This is a genomic window from Serratia sp. SA088 (genome assembly GCF_049065515.1).
GTDB classification, from domain to species: Bacteria; Pseudomonadota; Gammaproteobacteria; order Enterobacterales; family Enterobacteriaceae; genus Serratia; species Serratia nematodiphila.
This window is the reverse complement of the sequence record NZ_JBAKGW010000001.1, coordinates 766104-784773: the sequence shown is the minus strand read 5'-3', so window position 1 is coordinate 784773 and position 18670 is coordinate 766104. Positions and strand designations below refer to the sequence as shown.

Here is an 18670-nt window from a genome sequence, read left to right as displayed (position 1 = left end):
ACGCTGAACGTCATAGGTGAGGAATGGCAACATGTCGCTGGCAGAAACGGCTACGGTCACCCTGAAACCATCCCGGCGCACCGCCCGCCCCGCGCTCAATCGGCTCGAACGCGCCGAACGCTTCTGGGGCTGGGTGATGATCCTGCCGCTGCTGTTGGGGGTGACGGTGTTTTACCTGATCCCCTTTTTGCAGAACATTTTCTACAGCTTTACCGATCTGAACCAATTCATGCGCTGGAGCAGCATCAGCGTCGATAACTATCTCAACCTGTTTGAAGACGACGATTTCTACACTGCCGCCGCCAACACCCTGTTTTACGTGGTGGTCTGCGTGCCGATCAGCCTGAGCCTGTCGCTGCTGCTGGCGATTGGCCTCAACCAGAACATCCGCGGCAAAGGCCTGCTGCGCACCCTGCTGTTCCTGCCGGCGGTCACCATGCCCGCGGCGGTGGCCATGGTGTGGCAATGGCTGTTCAACAAGGATTTCGGCCTGATCAATCAGGCGTTGGGCCTGCTGCACATTACGCCGGTCGCCTGGCTGTCCGATCCGGACGTGGTGCGCATCAGCGTGTCCATCATCATCATCTGGTCGTCGCTGGCGCTGAAGATCATCATTTTGCTGGCCGGGCTGCAGAGCATTCCGCGCCAGCTGTACGAAGCGGCGGACATCGACGGCATCGGCACCCTGCGGCGCTTCTTCTGCATCACGCTGCCGATGATGGTGCCGACGCTGTTCTTCGTGTCGGTGATGAGCTTTATCGAGATCCTGCAAATCTTTGACGTGGTGTTCCTGATGTTCGACCGCGCACTGGTGGAAAACGACGTGATGACCGTCACCAACCTGTTCTACAAGTACGCGTTTTATCTGCAGGAAAAAGGTTACGCCTCCGCCATCACCGTGGTGCTGTTCGCCGTCACGCTGGTGATCACCCTGATTCAAATGGCGATCGGCAAGCGCCTGAAAGTCAGCTGAGGAGCTGCACATGAACGCAAGCAAGAAAACGCTGGTGTACCTGTTTATGGGGCTGGCGGCGCTGGCCTCGGTGGTGCCTTTTATCTGGATGCTGGTGACCTCGCTGAAAACCCAGGCCGAGAGCATTCAGATCCCGCTGACGCTGCTGCCGGCGCATCCCAGCCTGCAGGCCTACGGCCGGGTGATGCACGAAATCCCGTTCGCCGGTTTTTATCTCAACTCGCTGCTGGCGACCTTCTTCACCGTCACCCTGCAGATGGCGATCGCCACCCTGGCCGCCTATGGCTTCTCGCGCCTGCATTTTCGCGGCCGCGACGCGGTGTTTCTGGTGTGCGTGTCGATCCTGATGGTGCCCGGCCAGGCGTTTCTGATCCCGCAATTCCTGGTGGTGCAGAAGCTGGGGCTGGTCAACAGCATCACTGGGCTGGTACTGCCGGGCATTTTCAGCGTTTACGCCACCTTTCTGCTGCGCCAGTTCTTCCTGGCGGTGCCGAAGGAGATGGAAGAAGCGGCGCTGATCGACGGTTACAGCTACTTCGCCATCTTCTGGCGCATCATGCTGCCGCTGATCCGGCCCGGCATTATCGCCTGCGTCATCATCAACGGCCTGTGGAGCTGGAACAACCTGATGTGGCCGCTGATCGTCAATACCACCACCGAGAAGCTGACGCTGCCGGTTGGGCTGGCCTCGCTCTCCAGCCGCGCCGGGGTGGAATACCCGTTGCTGATGGCCGGGGCGCTGATGGCGGTGATCCCGATGCTGATGCTGTTCATTATTTTCCAACGCTATTTCATCCAGGGCATCGCCAGCGCCGGGGTGAAAGGCTAACGCGCAGACAAGGTAAACAACATGGCCGGAATTCAGTTAAACAGCGTTAAAAAAGTGTACCCCAACGGTTTCCACGCGCTGCACGGCGTCGATCTGGACATTGAGGACGGGGAATTTATGGTGTTCGTCGGCCCGTCCGGCTGCGCCAAATCCACCCTGCTGCGGATGATCGCCGGGCTGGAGAGCGTCAGCGAGGGGCAGATCCTGATCCACGATCGCTGCGTCAACGACAGCATGCCGAAGGATCGCGGCGTCGCCATGGTGTTCCAGAACTATGCGCTGTACCCGCACATGACGGTGTACAAGAACATGGCGTTCGGCCTGATCGGCAAAGAGAGCAAGGCCGAGATCGACCGCCGGGTGCGCGACGCGGCGGAAAAGCTGGAGATCACCAATCTGCTGCAGCGCAAGCCGGGCCAGCTCTCCGGCGGCCAGTGCCAGCGGGTGGCGGTCGGCCGCGCCATCGTGCGCAAACCCAAGGTGTTTCTGTTTGACGAGCCGCTGTCCAACCTCGACGCCAAGCTGCGGGTGTCGATGCGCGTGCAACTGATCGAACTGCACAATCAACTGAAGCAGGAAGGCGCCGCTGCCACCATGGTGTACGTCACCCACGATCAGGTCGAAGCGATGACCATGGGCGATCGCATTTGCGTGATGAACCGCGGTGCCATCATGCAGGTGGATAAACCGATCAACCTGTATCACCACCCCGCCAACCGTTTCGTCGCCGAGTTTATCGGCAGCCCGTCGATGAACCTGCACGATCTGGCGATCGTGCGCGACGGCCAAATGGTGCAGCTGCGTATCGGCCTGCAGCACCAGCTCGATCTGCCACCTGCGCTGCAACGGCAATTGGCGGACTACCCGCATGCTCGGGTGTGTCTCGGCATCCGGCCGGAGTCCTTGCGGCTGTGCGCGCCCGGCAGCGCCAACTGTTTCCCGGCGCAGATCGTCACTATCGAGCGCATGGGCAACGAAGAGCTGCTGCACTGCGAACTGGCCGATTTGCGCTTCGTGCTGCGCATGGCGTCGCTGCCGGATTGGGAGCCGCGCCTCGGCGAAAACATTCATCTGGCATTCGATCTGACGCGCGCGCATTTGTTCGACGAGCTCAGCGGCCAAAACCTCAAATAACAACAGCGGAGTATCCAGCAATGTCGTCAACACAACCCAACAGCTTTGCCCATCGCCCGGTGCGGGTGCTGGTGGTCGGCGCCGGGGCGCGCGGTGAAATCTACTCGCGCTATGCGCTGGCGCATCCCGATTTGATGCAGGTGGTGGCGGTAGCGGAACCGCGCGACGCCTACCGCGAGCCGTTCGTGGCGCAGCATGCCATCGCGCCGGAAAACGTCTTCACCGACTGGCGCCTGGCCGCCGACGCCGGCAAGCTGGCCGACGCGGTGCTGATCTGCACCCAGGATCGGATGCACCTCGAACCGGCGCTGGCCTTCGCCCGCCAGGGCTACGCCATGTTGCTGGAAAAACCGCTGTCGCCGGACGCCGACGAGTGCCGCGCCATCGTCGCCGAGGTGACGCGCCAAAAGCTGATCTTCTCGGTCGGCCACGTGCTGCGTTACACCCGCTATACCCAAAAGCTCAAACAGTTGCTGCGCGACGGCGCGATCGGCGACATCATCAGCCTGCAACATTTGGAACCGGTCGGCTACTGGCATCAGGCGCACTCCTTCGTGCGCGGCAACTGGCGCAACGATCGGCAGGCCGCCTTTATGCTGCTGCAGAAATCCTGCCACGACATCGACTGGATCCGCTACGTGATGGAGCAGCCCTGCGAACAGGTCAGCTCCTTCGGCAACCTGCGCCACTTCCGCCAGGAAAACCAACCGGCCGGCGCGGCGGACAACTGCCTGGATTGCGCGGTAGAGGCAAACTGCCCCTATTCCGCCAAACGCATCTATCTGGGCGACAATCACAAGGCCACGCCCGGTTTTCTGCGGGTGCTGACGCCAGAGCCCGACCAGACGACGCTGCGGGCGGCGCTGCGCGACGGGCCTTACGGCCGCTGCGTCTACCGCTGCGACAATAACGTGGTCGACCATCAGGTGGTCAATATGCAGTTCGCCGGCGGCCGCACCGCGTCCTTCACCATGACGGCCTTTACCCGCCACGAAGATCGGCACACCCGCATCTTTGGCAGCCGCGGCTGCCTGGAGGGCGACGGTCGCCATATCCGCATCACCTCGTTCCTCGACGACGGTGAAACGCATTACGACACCGATGCCGGCCAGGATCTGCACGCCATGGCCGGCCACGGCGGCGGCGACTACTACCTGATGCAGCACTTTATCGCGGCCATTCGCGCCAACGATCCGAGCCAGGTGCTGGCCGGCCCGGCGGAAGCGCTGGAGAGCCATCTGATGGTGTTCGCCGCCGAACGCGCGCGCCGCGAAGCGGCGGTGATCGCCCTGAGCGGAGCCTAAAGCATGGCGATGAGAGAGATGCGTTACGGCTTCGACATCGGCGGCACCAAAATTGAAATGGCCGCTTACGATCGCCGGCTCAATCAGGTGCTGCTCCAGCGGGTGCGCACCCCAACCGGCGATTACGGCGAGTTCGTGGCCTGCATCGCCGGGCTGGCCGAGCAGGCGGATCGCGAACTGCACACGCGCGGCAGCATCGGCATCGGTTTACCGGGGATCACCGATCCCGTCAGCCGCCGCCAACTGGCGGTCAACGTGCCCTGCCTGACCGGCCATTGCCTGGCGGATGATTTGACGCAGGCGCTGGCGCGACCTATCGCCATCGAGAACGACTGCCGCTGCTTCGCGCTGTCGGAAGCCAGCACGCCGCAAACCGCGCACCTGCCGCTGGTGTTCGGCGCCATCATCGGCACCGGAGCCGGCGGCGGCCTGGTGGTGAACCGGCAACTGCACAAGGGGCGCAACGGGCTGGCGGGCGAATGGGGCCATATGCCGATCTCGGCCCAGCTGGCGCAACGTTACGATCTGCCGCTGTTCGGCTGCAACTGCGGGCTGACCGGCTGCTTTGAACGCTACGTCTCCGGCAGCGGGCTGCTGGCGCTGAGCCGCCATTTTGCCCATCCGGCCGCTGACGTGCCGACGCTGGTCGCCTGCTATCGTGCCGGTGATGCGCTCGCACAACGGCTGATGACCATGTACGTCGACATCCTGGCCAGCGCGCTGGCCGGTTTGCAGCTGCTGCTGGACGTCGATGCCTTCGTGCTGGGCGGCGGGCTGTCCAACGTCGGTGAGCTGTATCGGCTGTTGCCGCCGGCGATGCGGCGCTGGCTGCTGCCTGGCATGGAGCCAGCGGCGGTGTTCCCGCCGGTGCACGGTGACAGCAGCGGCGTGCGCGGCGCAGCGCTTTTAAGCGCGCCGGCATAAAAAAAACAGTGAAAGCCCGGCGGTTGTCGAGCGATCGCTGCGGCTTTCGGCATCGATGGACTGAATGAATAAGCGCTGGGAATTGGCGACTGAAAAATAACGAATTTGCCGTTTTCACTTTGCGTTAACACCGCTTTCGGTTGTCGCTCAACCGAAAGCAAAATCAAATATAACCAACTGATAGATATAGATATTTTAAAATTAATCGATTGCATTTCAGTGTTTCGTTTGCTGTAATTCGCCACGAACAACTGAAAGCGCTCCGGTCGGTATCGCTGCGGCTTATTAAGCCGCGGTCGGGCACGGCTACAGGTAAATCAGGAGTCTGCATTAATGATCAATACCGCAAAACGCCGGGAATTAATTATCGACCAGCTGTGCCGCGAGGGCACGGTGCGCGTGGAGCAGCTTAGCCAGCAGTTTTCGGTGTCCAGCGTCACCATCCGCAGCGATCTGCGCCAGCTGGAAAAACACGGCTGCGCGGTGCGCGCCTACGGCGGCGCCATGTTGAATAAACAGTTCGCCTTCGACCGCCCGCTGCAGGACAAGGGCCGCATCAATCGCGACGTAAAACACGCCATCGCCTGCGCGGCGGCGGCGCTGATTGAAGACGGCGACGCCATCATCCTCGACTCCGGCTCCACCACCAGCCAAATGGCGCCGCAGCTGGCGGGGAAAAAGGATCTGGTGGTGATGACCAACGCGCTCAACATCGCTTTCGAACTGGCCAACAACGAGCAGATCGACCTGATGGTGGTCGGCGGCAGCGTGCGCCGCAAAGCCTGGTCGCTGTACGGCCCCGCCGCCGAACAACAGCTGCGCCAGTATCGGTTCGACAAGCTTTTTCTCGGCGTCGACGGCTTCGATCTCGCGAGCGGCATCACCACGCCGGATCCGGGTGAAGCGCAGCTGAACCGGGTGATGTGCGAGGTGGCGCGCGAAGTGATCGCCATCGCCGACGCCAGCAAATTCGGCCGCACCAGCTTTTGCATGATCCGCGACATCGGCCAGATCCACCGCCTGGTCACCGACAGCCGCATTCCTGAACATTATCTGCAGGCGCTGCACCATTTAGGGATCGACGTGATTATCGCCGACCGTTAACCGAGGCTTTTTAAGGAGCTGTCATCATGAACGCGTATTTCTCTTACGAGACGAATTGGCTGAAGCAGCGCAACGCCTGGCATACCGCCGCAGAAATTTGGCAACAGCCGGATTTGTGGGCGACGCTGCATCGCCAACTGCAGGATCAACAGGCGCAATGGCAGCCGTTCCTGGCGCCGCTGCTGGCCAATCCGCGCCTGCAAATCGTCTTGTGCGGCGCCGGCAGTTCGGCATTTGCCGGCCGCGCCCTGGCCCCCTGGCTGCGCGAACGTACCGGCCGCGACGTGGTGGCTTACGGCACCACCGATATTGTCGCCAACCCGCTGCAGTATCTCGACCCTGACCGGCCGACGCTGCTGGTCTCCTTCGCCCGTTCGGGCAACAGCCCGGAAAGCGTGGCGACGGTGGAGCTGGCCGATCAATTGCTGCCGGAAAGCTATCATCTGATGCTGGTGTGCAACCCGGACAGCCGGCTGGCGCAGTACGCGCATCAGCGTGGCAACGTCTGCTCGCTGGTAATGCCGCAGGGCGCCAACGATCAGAGCTTCGCCATGACCTCCAGCTTCAGCTGCATGATGCTGAGCGCCGCGCTGCTGCTCGGCCCGGCTTCACTCGAGGCCGCCCAGGCGCCGTTGAACGCCATGGTGCAGCGCTGCCGCACACTGCGCGAAACGCTGCAGCCGCAGGTGAAGGCGCTGGCCGCCAGCGGTTTCCGCCGCTATATCACCCTCGGCGGCAGCTGCTTTACCGGCCTCGCCGAAGAGGCTTCGCTCAAGATGCTGGAGCTGACCGCCGGCCGCATCGTTACGCGCTACGACTCGCCGCTCGGCCTGCGCCATGGCCCGAAATTTATGGTCGACGGCCAGACATTGGTGGTGCTGATGTTCTCCCACCACGACTACGCCCGTCAGTATGACCGCGACCTGTGGAACGAGCTGCAGCGTGATGGGCAGGCGATGCAGCTGGTCGGGTTGACCGGCGAACGCCAACCTCTCGCCGATGCCCTGCTGCATATGCACGATGCCGCTGACGATATCTGGCTGCTGTTCCCGTATCTGCTGTTCAGCCAGATGCTGGCCTTCGAGAGTTCGCTGGCGCTGGGGCTGACCCCGGACAACCCTTGCCCGACCGGCGAGGTCAACCGGGTGGTGAAAGGCGTGACGATTTACCGTTTTCCTTCCCTCGAGCCGTAAGGAGATCCCATGTATCTGATAGCCAACCGAGACATGCTGCTCAAGGCGCAGCGCCAGGGTTACGCCGTTCCGGCGTTTAACGTCCACAATCTGGAAACCGTGCAGGTGGTGGCGGAGACCGCCGCCGAGCTGCGCTCGCCGGTGATCATGGCCGGCACGCCCGGCACCTTCAGCTATGCCGGCACCGACTACCTGATCGGCATCTGCCAGGCGGCCGCGCACCGCTACGATCTGCCGCTGGCGCTGCATCTCGATCATCACGAAGCGCTGGACGACATCGAGCACAAGGTAAAAAGCGGCATCCGCTCGGTGATGATCGACGGTTCCCATTTGCCGTTCGAGCAGAATATCGCCAAGGTGGCCGCCGCAGTGGCCCTGTGCCACCGCTACGGCGCCAGCGTGGAGGCGGAGCTGGGCCGCCTGGGCGGACAGGAAGACGATTTGATCGTCGATACGGCGGACAGCTTCTATACCGATCCGGCCGCCGCGCGCGAGTTTGTCGCCGCCACCGGCATCGACTCACTGGCGGTGGCGATCGGTTCCGCCCACGGCCTGTACCACGGCGAACCGAAGCTGGACTTCGAGCGCCTGGCGCTGATCCGAGAACAGGTGGACGTCCCCCTGGTGCTACACGGCGCTTCCGGCATTCCGGAAGCGATGGTCAAGCGCGCGATCTCGCTCGGCGTTTGCAAGGTCAACGTCGCCACCGAATTGAAAATCGCCTTCGCCGATGCGGTAAAAAGCTACTTTTCACAGCACCCGGACGCCAACGACCCGCGCAAATACATCGTCCCCGGCAAGCTGGCGATGAAAGAAGTGGTGGCGGACAAGATCCGCATCTGCGGCAGCAGCGGCATGCTGTAATCCCGCTCTCGCCCCCGTTGCTGCCGCCGCGCAACGGGGCCGAAAACGGCCGCCCTTGTCCGACTTTCCTGAGAGAACGATCACAGCCTTTTACCCTGCCCGCGCCGGAAACCATTAACCGGTCTTCACTATGATCCAAATCATGGTTTTACTCACCCTACCTTTCTATTATCAAACTCATTGAATGCGGGCAGTAGGATTTTTGCCCATTCGTTTTTATTTCGCCAGGCGAAATAGCTTATTTGATGAAAACAAGCGCGCTTGTTTTTTAATTGGCAGTTTTTTTACTCTGAAAGGAACAGCATATGAACCATTACTTAGCCATATTAAGCGCATTGGTCATTCTGCCCTTCGCTCTGCAAGCAAAACCGCTTTCCGGTAGCCAGGTCACCTCCGGCGTCGTGCGCTTCACCGGCGCCATTACCACGCCGGCCTGCACCGTCAAACATCAGGATGAAAAGCTTATCTCCAGCTGCTTCGGTAAAGTGACGGAATATCAGAACGGGTATATATCCTCTTCGTTAAAAGAGATGCCAAAAGAATTAGTTTCTGCCGTCAGCAGTGAGTTGGTGAATAACGATCCCCATTTAAAGCGCGTGACTATCAGCTATAAGTAAGTACAAAGCGTTACTGCCTGCTGAAATAATAAACAAGACACAACTTGTCTTGATGACTTATAAATTTATTTTATAAATTTATCGCACAATAACTCCCCGCCTTACCGTAAGCCGGCTATTCGGGCAATCCTGTGGTTGCCCATCAGCATGTCCGAAATCCGCCATCGCTCCCTCCCATTTCATGCGATAATCGCCACACTAAACTGAGGAGTGAGCCAGATGCAGACTTTTTTGATTGATCGTACCGCCACGCCGGTGGGAGAACTGGTGCTGATTGCCGATGAACAGGGGCGCCTGCGGGCGATCGACTGGACCGATCACGAAGCGCGCCTGATGAAGCTGCTGAACACCCACTACCGCGCCGATCGGTTCACCCTGCGCGAACAGCGCGATCCCAGCGGGCTGACCGACGCCATGCAGCGCTATTTCGCCGGGGAACTGAGCATTATCGATCGGTTGCCGGTGATGACCGCCGGCACCGAGTTCCAGCGCACCGTCTGGCAACAGCTGCGCCAAATCCCCTGTGGCGAGATCCTGACCTACGGCCAGCTGGCGCAACGCATCGGCCGTCCGACCGCCTCGCGCGCCGTCGGCATGGCCAACGGTTCAAATCCGATCAGCATCGTGGTGCCCTGCCATCGAGTGATCGGTTCGCAAGGCGCGCTGACCGGCTATGCCGGCGGCGTACAGCGCAAACAGTGGCTGCTGCAGCATGAAGGCTACCTGCCGAAAAGTTTGCTGTAGCCGCTGCGCTCGGCTTATCCAGCGCCATTGTTTGGCGCTGCTTAATAAAGCACAGTGCCCAACGCCGCGCTCGTGCCCGCAGGGCACTATTAATAACTTGTGTGAATAAAACGCATAAGTCACAAATAATACTCATAACTTCAGTCCGATACAGAATAATCGGCGGCATGTGTGCGCAAAATTCGCACACAATACCCCTATTCATGCTAATGCCACCCTTATCAGCTGCAGCAAAAGATGTTAAAATTGACTCATATCAATTATTGAATGAGCGTAATCTATGATCCCGGAAAAACGCGTGATTCGTCGTATCCAGTCTGGTGGTTGTGCGATCCATTGCCAGGACTGCAGCATCAGCCAGCTGTGTATTCCTTTCACCCTCAATGCTCACGAGCTGGACCAGCTCGACAACATTATCGAGAGGAAGAAGCCCATCCAGAAAGGCCAGACCTTGTTCAAGGCCGGCGACGAGCTGAAATCGCTGTACGCGATCCGTTCCGGGACCATCAAAAGCTACACCATCACCGAGCAAGGTGATGAGCAGATCACCGGCTTCCACCTGGCGGGCGACCTGGTAGGCTTCGACGCCATCGGCGGCCTGAAGCATCCGAGCTTCGCTCAGGCGCTGGAAACCTCGATGGTGTGCGAGATCCCGTTCGAGACCCTCGACGATCTGTCCGGCAAAATGCCGAACCTGCGTCAGCAAATCATGCGATTGATGAGCGGCGAGATCAAAGGCGACCAGGACATGATCCTGCTGCTGTCGAAGAAAAACGCCGAAGAGCGCCTGGCGGCGTTCGTTTACAACCTGTCGCGCCGCTTTGCGGAGCGCGGCTTCTCACCGCGTGAGTTCCGGTTGACCATGACCCGCGGCGACATCGGCAACTACCTTGGGCTGACGGTGGAAACCATCAGCCGCCTGCTGGGCCGCTTCCAGAAAAGCGAAATCCTCAGCGTGAAAGGCAAATACATCACCATCGAAAACGCCGACGCGCTGTCGGTGCTGGCCGGTACGCCGCGCATCAACGTGACCGTCAACGCCTGATCCCCCCGCCGGATCAACATTTCACCGAAATTGTTGATCCGGCACGCTTCCGTTGTTGTTCTGTTTTTCAATGTTGGGTTACTCTGTAAATTAACAGACTGTTGATTTCAGCTGTAAGGAGGCCCTATGGCGAAGTATCAGAATCTTCTGGTGGCTATTGACCCCAATCAGGACGATCAGCCGGCATTGCGCCGCGCCGTGTACCTGGTAAAACGGAACGGCGGGCGCATCAAGGCCTTCCTGCCCATCTATGACTTCTCTTACGAAATGACGACCCTGCTCTCCCCGGATGAAAGAACGGCGATGCGGCAAGGTGTGATCAGCCAACGCGCCGCCTGGATCAACGAGCAGTGCCGCTTCTATCTCAACGACGGCGTGCCGATCGAAATCAAAGTGGTCTGGCATAACCGCCCCTTCGAAGCCATCATTCAGGAAGTGCTGTCCGGTCAACATGACCTGCTGCTGAAAATGGCGCACCAGCACGACCGGTTGGAGTCGGTGATCTTTACCCCCACCGACTGGCACCTGCTGCGCAAATGCCCTTGCCCGGTGTGGATGGTGAAAGACCAGCCCTGGCCGGAAGGCGGCAAGGCGCTGGTGGCGGTCAATCTGGCCAGCGAAGAACCCTATCACGACCCGCTCAATATCAAACTGGTGCAAGAAACCGTCGAACTGGCGCAAAACGTCAACCAGACCGAGGTTCATCTGGTCGGCGCCTATCCCGTTACCCCGATCAACATCGCCATCGAATTGCCCGACTTCGACCCGAGCGTCTACAACGACGCCATTCGCGGCCAGCATCTGATCGCCATGAAGGCGCTGCGGCAGAAATTCTGCATTAAGGAAGAGTTCACCCACGTGGAAAAAGGCCTGCCGGAAGAGGTGATCCCCGATCTGGCCGAACATCTGCAGGCCGGCGTGGTGGTGCTGGGCACCCTGGGCCGTACCGGTATTTCAGCCGCCTTTATCGGCAACACCGCGGAACATGTGATCGATCATCTGAAATGCGACCTGCTGGTGATTAAACCGGAAAACTTCAACTGCCCGATCGAAGCGGATGAAGACGACGAACACGACGACGAAGATTAGGCTTCGCTCATAAAGAAACGGGCCGCTGAAAAGCGGCCCGTTTTTCTTTGGTTGCCCAATTTTACTTCTGCAGCGCCCGCAGAATCGCTTCCACGCTGTCTTTGGCATCGCCGAACAGCATCTGGGTGTTCTCCTTGAAGAACAGCGGGTTCTGCACGCCGGCGTAGCCGGTGTTCATCGAGCGTTTGAACGCGATCACGTTCTGCGCTTTCCACACTTCCAATACCGGCATGCCGGCGATCGGGCTGCGCGGATCTTCCAGCGCCGCCGGGTTCACCGTGTCGTTGGCGCCAATTACCAGCACGGTATCGGTATCCGGGAAATCGTCGTTGATTTCATCCATCTCCAGCACCACGTCGTACGGCACCTTCGCTTCCGCCAGCAGCACGTTCATGTGGCCCGGCAAGCGCCCCGCGACCGGGTGAATGCCGAAACGCACCTTCACGCCGCGCGCCCGCAGTTTTTCGGTGATTTCCGCCACCGGATACTGCGCCTGCGCCACCGCCATGCCGTAGCCCGGGGTGATGATCACCGAGGTGGAGTTCTTCAGTTGCTCGGCCACTTCTTCCGCCGTGGTTTCACGGTATTCGCCCATCTCTTCGGCTTCGCCGGTGGATGAACCGTCACTGCCGAAACCGCCGGCGATCACGCTGATAAACGAACGGTTCATCGCCTTGCACATGATGTAAGACAGGATGGCCCCCGAAGAGCCCACCAGCGCACCGGTGACGATCAGCAGATCGTTGCTCAGCATGAAGCCCGCAGCAGCCGCCGCCCACCCCGAATAAGAGTTGAGCATCGACACCACCACCGGCATGTCGGCGCCGCCGATCGAGGCGACCAGATGCCAGCCGAACGCCAGCGCGATCGCCGTCATCAGCAGCAGCGCTATCACCTGCCAGCCCACGCTGTCGGTGCGCACGAACGCCACCAGCAACAGGAACGAGATCACCAACGCCGCCAGGTTCAGCTTGTGGCGATTCGGCAGCATCAGCGGTTTGGAAGAAATGATGCCGCGCAGCTTGCCGAAAGCGACGATCGACCCGGTGAAGGTCACGGCGCCGATAAAGATGCCGAGGAACACTTCGGTCAGATGGATATTCGCCATCACCGGCTCCATCGGCGCGCCGTGATCCAGGTAGCTGTTGAAGCCGACCAGCACCGCCGCCAGGCCAACGAAACTGTGCAGCACCGCCACCAGCTCCGGCATTTCGGTCATCTCGACCTTCTTGGCCAGATAGACGCCGATCGAGCCGCCGATGATCATGGCGATGATGATCCAGCCGACGTTGCCGGAATCCGGCCCCAAGATGGTGGCGATCAGCGCGATCGCCATGCCGGCGACGCCGAACAGGTTGCCCTGCTTCGACGTTTCATGACGCGACAGGCCCGCCAGGCTGAAAATAAACAAAATAGCGGCAACAATGTATGCAGCTGTAACCAATCCTCCAGACATTTGTTACCCCTTAGTTCTTGCGGAACATCTTCAGCATGCGCTGAGTGACGGTGAACCCACCGAAAATATTGATGCTGGCGATCAGCACGGCGATAAAGGAGAGGAAACTCACCCAGCCGCCGTGGCCAATTTGCAGCAGCGCACCGACCACGATAATCCCTGAGATCGCGTTGGTAACCGACATCAGCGGGGTATGCAGCGCGTGGCTGACGTTCCAGACCACGTAGTAACCGACCACGCAGGCCAGCGCGAACACGGTAAAGTGCGACAGGAACTCTTTCGGCGCCGCGTCCGCCAGCCAGCCGAACAGCAGGATCGCCAGGGCCATCAGGCCATACTTCAGCCACGGCGAGGTCGGTTTGGCTTCGGGTTTGGCGGCCGGTGCGGCGGCGGGCGCCGCTTTCGGTTGGGCCGAGACCTGGATCGGCGGCGCCGGCCAGGTGATTTCACCGCTGCGCACCACGGTAACGCCGCGGATCACCGTATCGTCGAAATCGATGTCAATCTCACCGTTTTTCTCTTTCGACAGCAGCTTCAGCAGGTTGACCAGGTTGGTGCCGTACAGCTGCGAAGATTGGGTCGGCAAGCGGCTCGGCAGATCGGTATAGCCGATGATTTTCACGCCGTTGTCGGTCACGGTAATGGTGTCGGCCACGGTCAGTTCGCAGTTGCCGCCGGTTTGCGCCGCCAAATCGACGATCACGCTGCCCGGCTTCATCGACGCCACCATCTCTTTGGTGATCAGCTTCGGCGCCGGTTTACCCGGGATCAGCGCGGTGGTGACGATGATGTCAACCTCCGCCGCCTGCGCGGCGAACAGCGCCATCTCGGCCTTGATAAAGGCTTCGGACATCACTTTGGCGTAGCCGTCGCCGCTGCCCGCTTCCTCTTCAAAATCCAGCTCGAGGAACTCCGCCCCCATGCTCTGCACCTGCTCTTTCACTTCCGGGCGGGTGTCGAAGGCGCGCACGATGGCGCCGAGGCTGCCCGCGGCGCCGATCGCCGCCAGGCCGGCCACGCCGGCGCCGATGATCATCACCTTGGCCGGCGGCACTTTGCCGGCGGCGGTGATCTGGCCGGTGAAGAAACGGCCGAACTCATGCGCCGCTTCGACGATCGCGCGGTAGCCGGCGATGTTGGCCATCGAGCTCAGCGCGTCCATCGACTGGGCGCGCGAGATGCGCGGCACCGAGTCCATCGCCAGCGCGGTGACGTTGCGCGCCGCCAGCTTGGCCATCAATTCGGGGTTTTGCGCCGGCCAGATAAAGCTGACCAGCGTGCTGCCTTCGCGCATCAAGGCGATCTCGTCGTCTTGCGGCGCGTTGACTTTCAGGATCAGATCCGACTGCCACACTTCGCTTTCGTCGACCAGCGCCGCGCCGGCGGCTTCGTAAGCGACGTCTTCAAAACTGGCCAGTTTGCCCGCCCCGCGTTCAATCGCGACGGTAAAACCCAGCTTCAGCAGTTGTTCCACCGTTTTCGGCGTGGCTGCGACCCGGGCTTCATTGGCCAACCGCTCTCTTGGTACACCAATACGCATAATGTTCCCTTCTCACCTGTCTTGGATGATGTTTATTATTTTCCTGCCCATAGCACGGCGCCGCCGGCGAGCGTTGCGTTAACTTGCCCGCACTGATTTCAGGCGCCAACTATAACCTACTGAAAATAAGGTCGATGATCCATAATTGCTTACGCATTCATCCCTGTTTTTACATAAAAACGCCGTGCGCGATATGACAAATCGCAATTTACAGTGAAAAAATCCATACAGAACAGCACATTCTGCGTGACAGGAGGTTTACGCCCGGCGTAACGATTTATGGCCACGCGCGGCGTAAAAGCATAAAAGTTATCATTTTGTGAATAATTAACATTAATGACACCAAAGCCGTTATTATGGAAACTTATGACGGCGGCGCCATCCGTGCGCCCCGCGTCGCCATCGGCGATTTGTCGCACGGGATAACATAAAATGCTGAGACAGTTTTCAGAATTACATGTAATAATCGACGGCTGAATTACACTTAAACAGTTCAGTACGTTATAAACGTTAATGCGCTAGGCGAAAGGATTTTTTATGAAGCTGAAGACCACGATCATCGCGTCAGCCTTGTTATCACTCACCGCGCTGTCTGCTCATGCGGCGCAAGAGTTAACTCCTGAGAAAGCAGCGGCGCTGAAGCCGTTTGATCGCATCACGATTACCGGCCGCTTCAATGCCATCAATGAAGCCGTCGACGCCGTATCCCGCCGTGCAGACAAACTGGGTGCCGATTCCTTCTATATCCAGGACAGCAACAACAGCAACAACGGCGGCAACTGGCGCGTCACCGCAGACCTTTATCATAAAGATGCGCCAGAAGTGAGCAAAACACCAAAATACCGCGTATTTAACGGCGTGAACGAACTGCCTAAAGAGGAAGCCTACCTGCTGGAGCCTTACGATACCGTGAGCGTCAGCGGCTTCTACCGCAGCCAGCCGGACATCAACGACGCCATCTCCAAAGAAGCGAAGAAAAAAGGCGCCGCTTCGTTCTTCATCGTGCGCCAGGTTGACGCCAACTCCGGCGGCAACCAGTTCGTCACCGCCTACATCTATAAGGCCGATGCGCCGAAACGCCGCGTGCAGAGCCCGGACGCCATTCCGGCCGATTCTGACGCCGGCCGCGCCGCCCTGGCCGCCGGCGGCGCCGCAGCCGCGAAAGTCGAAATTCCTGGCGTCGCGTCTTCCGGTTCGCCAAGCCGCGAAGTGGGCCGTTTCTTCGAAACCCAGTCCTCTACCGGCCAACGCTATACCGTCACGCTGCCTAACGGCACCAAGATCCAGGAAGTGAACAACGTGACCGCCGCGCAGATGGTGCCATTCGATTCCGTCACCTTCACCGGTCACTTCAACAGCATGACCGATGTCTCCACCGAAGTGGCGAAACGCGCGGCCGAGAAAGGCGCCAAGTACTACCACGTCACCCGCCAGTGGCAGAACAAGAGCGGCGGCAACCTGACCGTCAGCGCCGATCTGTTCAAATAAAACCCGTTTTTAGGTTTACCATCGGGCAGCCCTTGAGCTGCCCGTTTTTATTGCCGCTTTTTCCATCGCGCGTTGAATAGTTTTTTGTAAATTCCGCATATTCAATCATTGCATCTCTAATCATCCCTCCGTAGAATTTGCGCCAATTTTTAGGGCTATTGTCTATTCGCGCAGTGGTTGTTAATACATTGTTGCCGCCAAGCAGTTCCCTTCCAGTTGTTTATTCTGCGTTCAGGATCCGTCATTGGAAAAAAAACTCGGTCTTACCGCGCTAACCGCTTTGGTGCTCAGCTCGATGCTGGGCGCCGGCGTGTTCAGTCTGCCGCAAAACATGGCGCAGGTCGCCAGCCCCGCCGCGCTGCTGCTGGGTTGGGGGATCACCGGCGTCGGCATTCTGTTTTTGGCATTCGCCATGCTGTTGCTTACGCGTTTGCGTCCGGATCTGGACGGCGGCATCTTCACCTACGCCAAAGAAGGGTTCGGCGAACTGGTGGGCTTCTGCTCCGCCTGGGGTTACTGGCTGTGCGCCGTGATCGCCAACGTCTCGTATCTGGTGATCGTGTTCGCGGCGCTGAGCATTTTTACCGATCGCGGTGGCAACGTTATCCTCGGTGACGGCAATACCTGGCAGGCGCTGATCGCCGAATCCGCCCTGCTGTGGATCGTGCACGCGCTGGTGCTGCGCGGCGTGCAAACCGCCGCCAGCATCAATCTGGCGGCCACCCTCGCCAAGCTGTTGCCGCTGGGGATGTTCGCCGTTCTGGCGGCGATCGCCTTTAAAATGGACGTGTTCACACTGGATTTCAACGGCATCGCCCTCGGCAAACCGGTGTGGGAACAGGTCAAGGACACCATGCTGATCACCCTGTGGGTGTTTATCGGCGTGGAGGGCGCGGTGGTGGTTTCCGCCCGCGCCCGCAATAAGAAAGACGTGGGCCGCGCCACTATGCTGGCGGTGCTGTCGGCGCTGGCGGTGTATCTGATGGTCACGCTGCTGTCGCTGGGCGTGGTGCCGCGCAGCGAACTGGCAGAGATGCGCAATCCGTCGATGGCGGTGCTGATGGTAGAACTGATCGGCCCGTGGGGAGACGTGCTCATTGCCGCCGGCCTGATCGTTTCCGTGTGCGGCGCCTACCTGAGCTGGACCATCATGGCGGCGGAAGTGCCGCTGCTGGCCGCGCAGCACGGCGCGTTTCCGCGCGTGTTCGGCAAGCAGAACCGCCATCACGCCCCGTCCTCTTCGCTGTGGCTGACCAACATCGCGGTGCAACTGGCGCTGGTGCTGATCTGGCTGACCGGCAGCAACTATAACTCGCTGTTGACCATCGCGTCAGAGATGATCCTGGTGCCTTACTTCCTGGTCGGCGCGTTTCTGTTCAAGGTGGCTTACCGCCGCCGCGACAAACGCCTGATCTTCGCCGCCACCGGCGCCTGCGTCTATGGTTTATGGCTGCTGTACGCTTCCGGGCTGATGCACTTGCTGATGTCGGTGCTGCTGTATGCGCCAGGGCTGTTGGTGTTCATGTATGCCCGCCGCGGCCATCGAGATATCAATCTGCTCAATCGCCTGGAAAAAAGCAGCATCTTCTTGCTGCTGGTGGCCACGCTGCCTGCCGGCTGGTTTATGTTGCACTAAAATCGCCTGCCCATGCGGCTGCCCGTCAGCCGCATTTCATTTGCTCGTCCTTCCTCTTATCCCGCTCCCCGTGATTAATCCGTCAGTGGCTCCTCTTGCGATCTCAAATGCAATTAATTATCATTATCAATTGTGATTGACGGTATGGCTCGAGCGCCCCCTGCCGAGAGGCGTCAGGTGGCGGGTTTAGACAGGCTGAAAATGGAAGGCATTTCATGGCTGAAAAACTGCTGCACGCATTACCCTTGTTTGCCGCTTGGGAAGCACGGATCGCTGAGGGCAACACGGCATTCAATCAGCGGCGCGATCGCCTGGCGATGGCGCGCTATCAACAGGCGCTGGAGGGGGCTCAGGCGATCATCGCCGAGAAGCCCTGGCTGAATGCGGAATATACCGCCAGATTTGAAGCGCTGAATATTTTCGAGTCTGCCCTTGCCGCGCTGATCGTCACGTTCAACAACATTACCCATCTGCGCCTGCGGCAGAAGCCTCTTCGCGGCGTCGAGCTGCATGTTCATCAGGCCCGAGTCGCTATCGAGCAACTGTTGGACGATACGTCGCTGTGCGAACAGATGCAGCAGATCGCCGAACGGCACCTGCTGCGTTTCAGGATTGAAACCCTGCACTTGCTGCGCGAACACCGGCTGCCGGAAACCAGCGTCTGCGCGCCGGCAGCCAACGCTTCCGCTACCTTGCATTAAAAGTGACACACCAATCTGAGGGTCATCTG

General features: G+C 59.7%; 18 protein-coding genes. 15 read left to right on the top strand and 3 right to left on the bottom strand.

What is annotated here, in order from left to right:
* Positions 1 to 31 precede the first annotated feature (31 nt).
* The 12 genes from ACOWVD_RS03865 to uspE all read left to right on the top strand — a co-directional run bounded on the left by ACOWVD_RS03865 (position 32) and on the right by uspE (position 11820).
* Positions 32 to 973, top strand: coding sequence for a carbohydrate ABC transporter permease (locus tag ACOWVD_RS03865; protein WP_049240895.1), 942 nt, complete (start codon positions 32 to 34; stop codon positions 971 to 973).
* A 10-nt stretch (positions 974 to 983) separates the two neighbouring features.
* Complete coding sequence (locus tag ACOWVD_RS03860; protein ID WP_004938251.1) at positions 984 to 1802, top strand: carbohydrate ABC transporter permease; 819 nt, start codon at positions 984 to 986, stop codon at positions 1800 to 1802.
* A 21-nt stretch (positions 1803 to 1823) separates the two neighbouring features.
* Positions 1824 to 2936: a sn-glycerol-3-phosphate ABC transporter ATP-binding protein UgpC gene (locus tag ACOWVD_RS03855; RefSeq protein WP_197842842.1), complete on the top strand. Its 1113-nt coding sequence runs from the start codon at positions 1824 to 1826 to the stop codon at positions 2934 to 2936.
* A gap of 20 nt (positions 2937 to 2956) precedes the next feature.
* On the top strand, positions 2957 to 4240 hold the full coding sequence (locus ACOWVD_RS03850; RefSeq protein WP_049240894.1) for a Gfo/Idh/MocA family protein: 1284 nt from the start codon (positions 2957 to 2959) through the stop codon (positions 4238 to 4240).
* Between the two features lie 18 nt (positions 4241 to 4258).
* Positions 4259 to 5164 carry an ROK family protein gene (locus ACOWVD_RS03845; RefSeq protein WP_164094987.1) on the top strand — a complete coding sequence of 302 codons (906 nt, stop codon included), beginning with the start codon at positions 4259 to 4261 and terminating at the stop codon, positions 5162 to 5164.
* A 333-nt stretch (positions 5165 to 5497) separates the two neighbouring features.
* Positions 5498 to 6268 (top strand): transcriptional repressor AgaR, encoded by a 771-nt coding sequence (gene agaR, locus ACOWVD_RS03840; protein WP_021503775.1) that lies wholly within the window; start codon positions 5498 to 5500, stop codon positions 6266 to 6268.
* 26 nt (positions 6269 to 6294) lie between these two features.
* Positions 6295 to 7461 (top strand): SIS domain-containing protein, encoded by a 1167-nt coding sequence (locus tag ACOWVD_RS03835; RefSeq protein ID WP_164094917.1) that lies wholly within the window; start codon positions 6295 to 6297, stop codon positions 7459 to 7461.
* A gap of 9 nt (positions 7462 to 7470) precedes the next feature.
* Complete coding sequence (locus ACOWVD_RS03830) at positions 7471 to 8325, top strand: tagatose bisphosphate family class II aldolase (protein ID WP_049240888.1); 855 nt, start codon at positions 7471 to 7473, stop codon at positions 8323 to 8325.
* Between the two features lie 305 nt (positions 8326 to 8630).
* Positions 8631 to 8942 carry a hypothetical protein gene (locus ACOWVD_RS03825; RefSeq protein ID WP_406887259.1) on the top strand — a complete coding sequence of 104 codons (312 nt, stop codon included), beginning with the start codon at positions 8631 to 8633 and terminating at the stop codon, positions 8940 to 8942.
* 219 nt (positions 8943 to 9161) lie between these two features.
* Positions 9162 to 9686, top strand: coding sequence for a methylated-DNA--[protein]-cysteine S-methyltransferase (gene ogt, locus ACOWVD_RS03820; protein WP_004938274.1), 525 nt, complete (start codon positions 9162 to 9164; stop codon positions 9684 to 9686).
* A gap of 280 nt (positions 9687 to 9966) precedes the next feature.
* The gene (locus ACOWVD_RS03815; protein ID WP_004938278.1) at positions 9967 to 10731 is read left to right on the top strand and encodes an FNR family transcription factor; all 765 of its coding nucleotides are present in this window, start codon (positions 9967 to 9969) and stop codon (positions 10729 to 10731) included.
* Between the two features lie 126 nt (positions 10732 to 10857).
* On the top strand, positions 10858 to 11820 hold the full coding sequence (gene uspE / locus ACOWVD_RS03810; protein ID WP_004938281.1) for a universal stress protein UspE: 963 nt from the start codon (positions 10858 to 10860) through the stop codon (positions 11818 to 11820).
* Between the two features lie 61 nt (positions 11821 to 11881).
* On the opposite strand, the gene pntB is transcribed toward uspE, so the two are convergent.
* From pntB to ACOWVD_RS03795, 3 genes are all read right to left on the bottom strand, one after another.
* Positions 11882 to 13276: a Re/Si-specific NAD(P)(+) transhydrogenase subunit beta gene (pntB, locus tag ACOWVD_RS03805; RefSeq protein WP_015377983.1), complete on the bottom strand. Its 1395-nt coding sequence runs from the start codon at positions 13274 to 13276 to the stop codon at positions 11882 to 11884.
* Positions 13277 to 13286: 10 nt separating this feature from the next.
* Entirely contained in the window at positions 13287 to 14816 is a 1530-nt protein-coding gene (gene pntA / locus ACOWVD_RS03800) for a Re/Si-specific NAD(P)(+) transhydrogenase subunit alpha (RefSeq protein ID WP_004938288.1), read from the bottom strand.
* Positions 14817 to 14965: 149 nt separating this feature from the next.
* Entirely contained in the window at positions 14966 to 15235 is a 270-nt protein-coding gene (locus ACOWVD_RS03795; RefSeq protein ID WP_164094916.1) for a hypothetical protein, read from the bottom strand.
* A 118-nt stretch (positions 15236 to 15353) separates the two neighbouring features.
* Between ACOWVD_RS03795 and ydgH the strand changes: the two genes are divergently transcribed.
* From ydgH to ACOWVD_RS03780, 3 genes are all read left to right on the top strand, one after another.
* Complete coding sequence (ydgH, locus tag ACOWVD_RS03790; RefSeq protein WP_004938291.1) at positions 15354 to 16304, top strand: DUF1471 family protein YdgH; 951 nt, start codon at positions 15354 to 15356, stop codon at positions 16302 to 16304.
* A 244-nt stretch (positions 16305 to 16548) separates the two neighbouring features.
* On the top strand, positions 16549 to 17940 hold the full coding sequence (locus tag ACOWVD_RS03785) for an amino acid permease (protein ID WP_033632944.1): 1392 nt from the start codon (positions 16549 to 16551) through the stop codon (positions 17938 to 17940).
* Positions 17941 to 18155: 215 nt separating this feature from the next.
* Complete coding sequence (locus tag ACOWVD_RS03780) at positions 18156 to 18641, top strand: hypothetical protein (RefSeq protein WP_015377985.1); 486 nt, start codon at positions 18156 to 18158, stop codon at positions 18639 to 18641.
* Positions 18642 to 18670 lie beyond the last annotated feature (29 nt).

Coding starts and splice junctions, on each gene's coding strand:
- ACOWVD_RS03860 (WP_004938251.1), top strand. CDS start 984: ATGAACGCAAGCAAGAAAACGCTGGTGTACCTGTTTATGGGGCTGGCG.
- ACOWVD_RS03845 (WP_164094987.1), top strand. CDS start 4,259: ATGCGTTACGGCTTCGACATCGGCGGCACCAAAATTGAAATGGCCGCT.
- ogt (WP_004938274.1), top strand. CDS start 9,162: ATGCAGACTTTTTTGATTGATCGTACCGCCACGCCGGTGGGAGAACTG.
- ACOWVD_RS03865 (WP_049240895.1), top strand. CDS start 32: ATGTCGCTGGCAGAAACGGCTACGGTCACCCTGAAACCATCCCGGCGC.
- ACOWVD_RS03850 (WP_049240894.1), top strand. CDS start 2,957: ATGTCGTCAACACAACCCAACAGCTTTGCCCATCGCCCGGTGCGGGTG.
- ACOWVD_RS03835 (WP_164094917.1), top strand. CDS start 6,295: ATGAACGCGTATTTCTCTTACGAGACGAATTGGCTGAAGCAGCGCAAC.
- agaR (WP_021503775.1), top strand. CDS start 5,498: ATGATCAATACCGCAAAACGCCGGGAATTAATTATCGACCAGCTGTGC.
- uspE (WP_004938281.1), top strand. CDS start 10,858: ATGGCGAAGTATCAGAATCTTCTGGTGGCTATTGACCCCAATCAGGAC.
- ACOWVD_RS03830 (WP_049240888.1), top strand. CDS start 7,471: ATGTATCTGATAGCCAACCGAGACATGCTGCTCAAGGCGCAGCGCCAG.
- ACOWVD_RS03815 (WP_004938278.1), top strand. CDS start 9,967: ATGATCCCGGAAAAACGCGTGATTCGTCGTATCCAGTCTGGTGGTTGT.
- ydgH (WP_004938291.1), top strand. CDS start 15,354: ATGAAGCTGAAGACCACGATCATCGCGTCAGCCTTGTTATCACTCACC.
- ACOWVD_RS03825 (WP_406887259.1), top strand. CDS start 8,631: ATGAACCATTACTTAGCCATATTAAGCGCATTGGTCATTCTGCCCTTC.
- pntB (WP_015377983.1), bottom strand. CDS start 13,276: ATGTCTGGAGGATTGGTTACAGCTGCATACATTGTTGCCGCTATTTTG.
- pntA (WP_004938288.1), bottom strand. CDS start 14,816: ATGCGTATTGGTGTACCAAGAGAGCGGTTGGCCAATGAAGCCCGGGTC.
- ACOWVD_RS03780 (WP_015377985.1), top strand. CDS start 18,156: ATGGCTGAAAAACTGCTGCACGCATTACCCTTGTTTGCCGCTTGGGAA.
- ACOWVD_RS03855 (WP_197842842.1), top strand. CDS start 1,824: ATGGCCGGAATTCAGTTAAACAGCGTTAAAAAAGTGTACCCCAACGGT.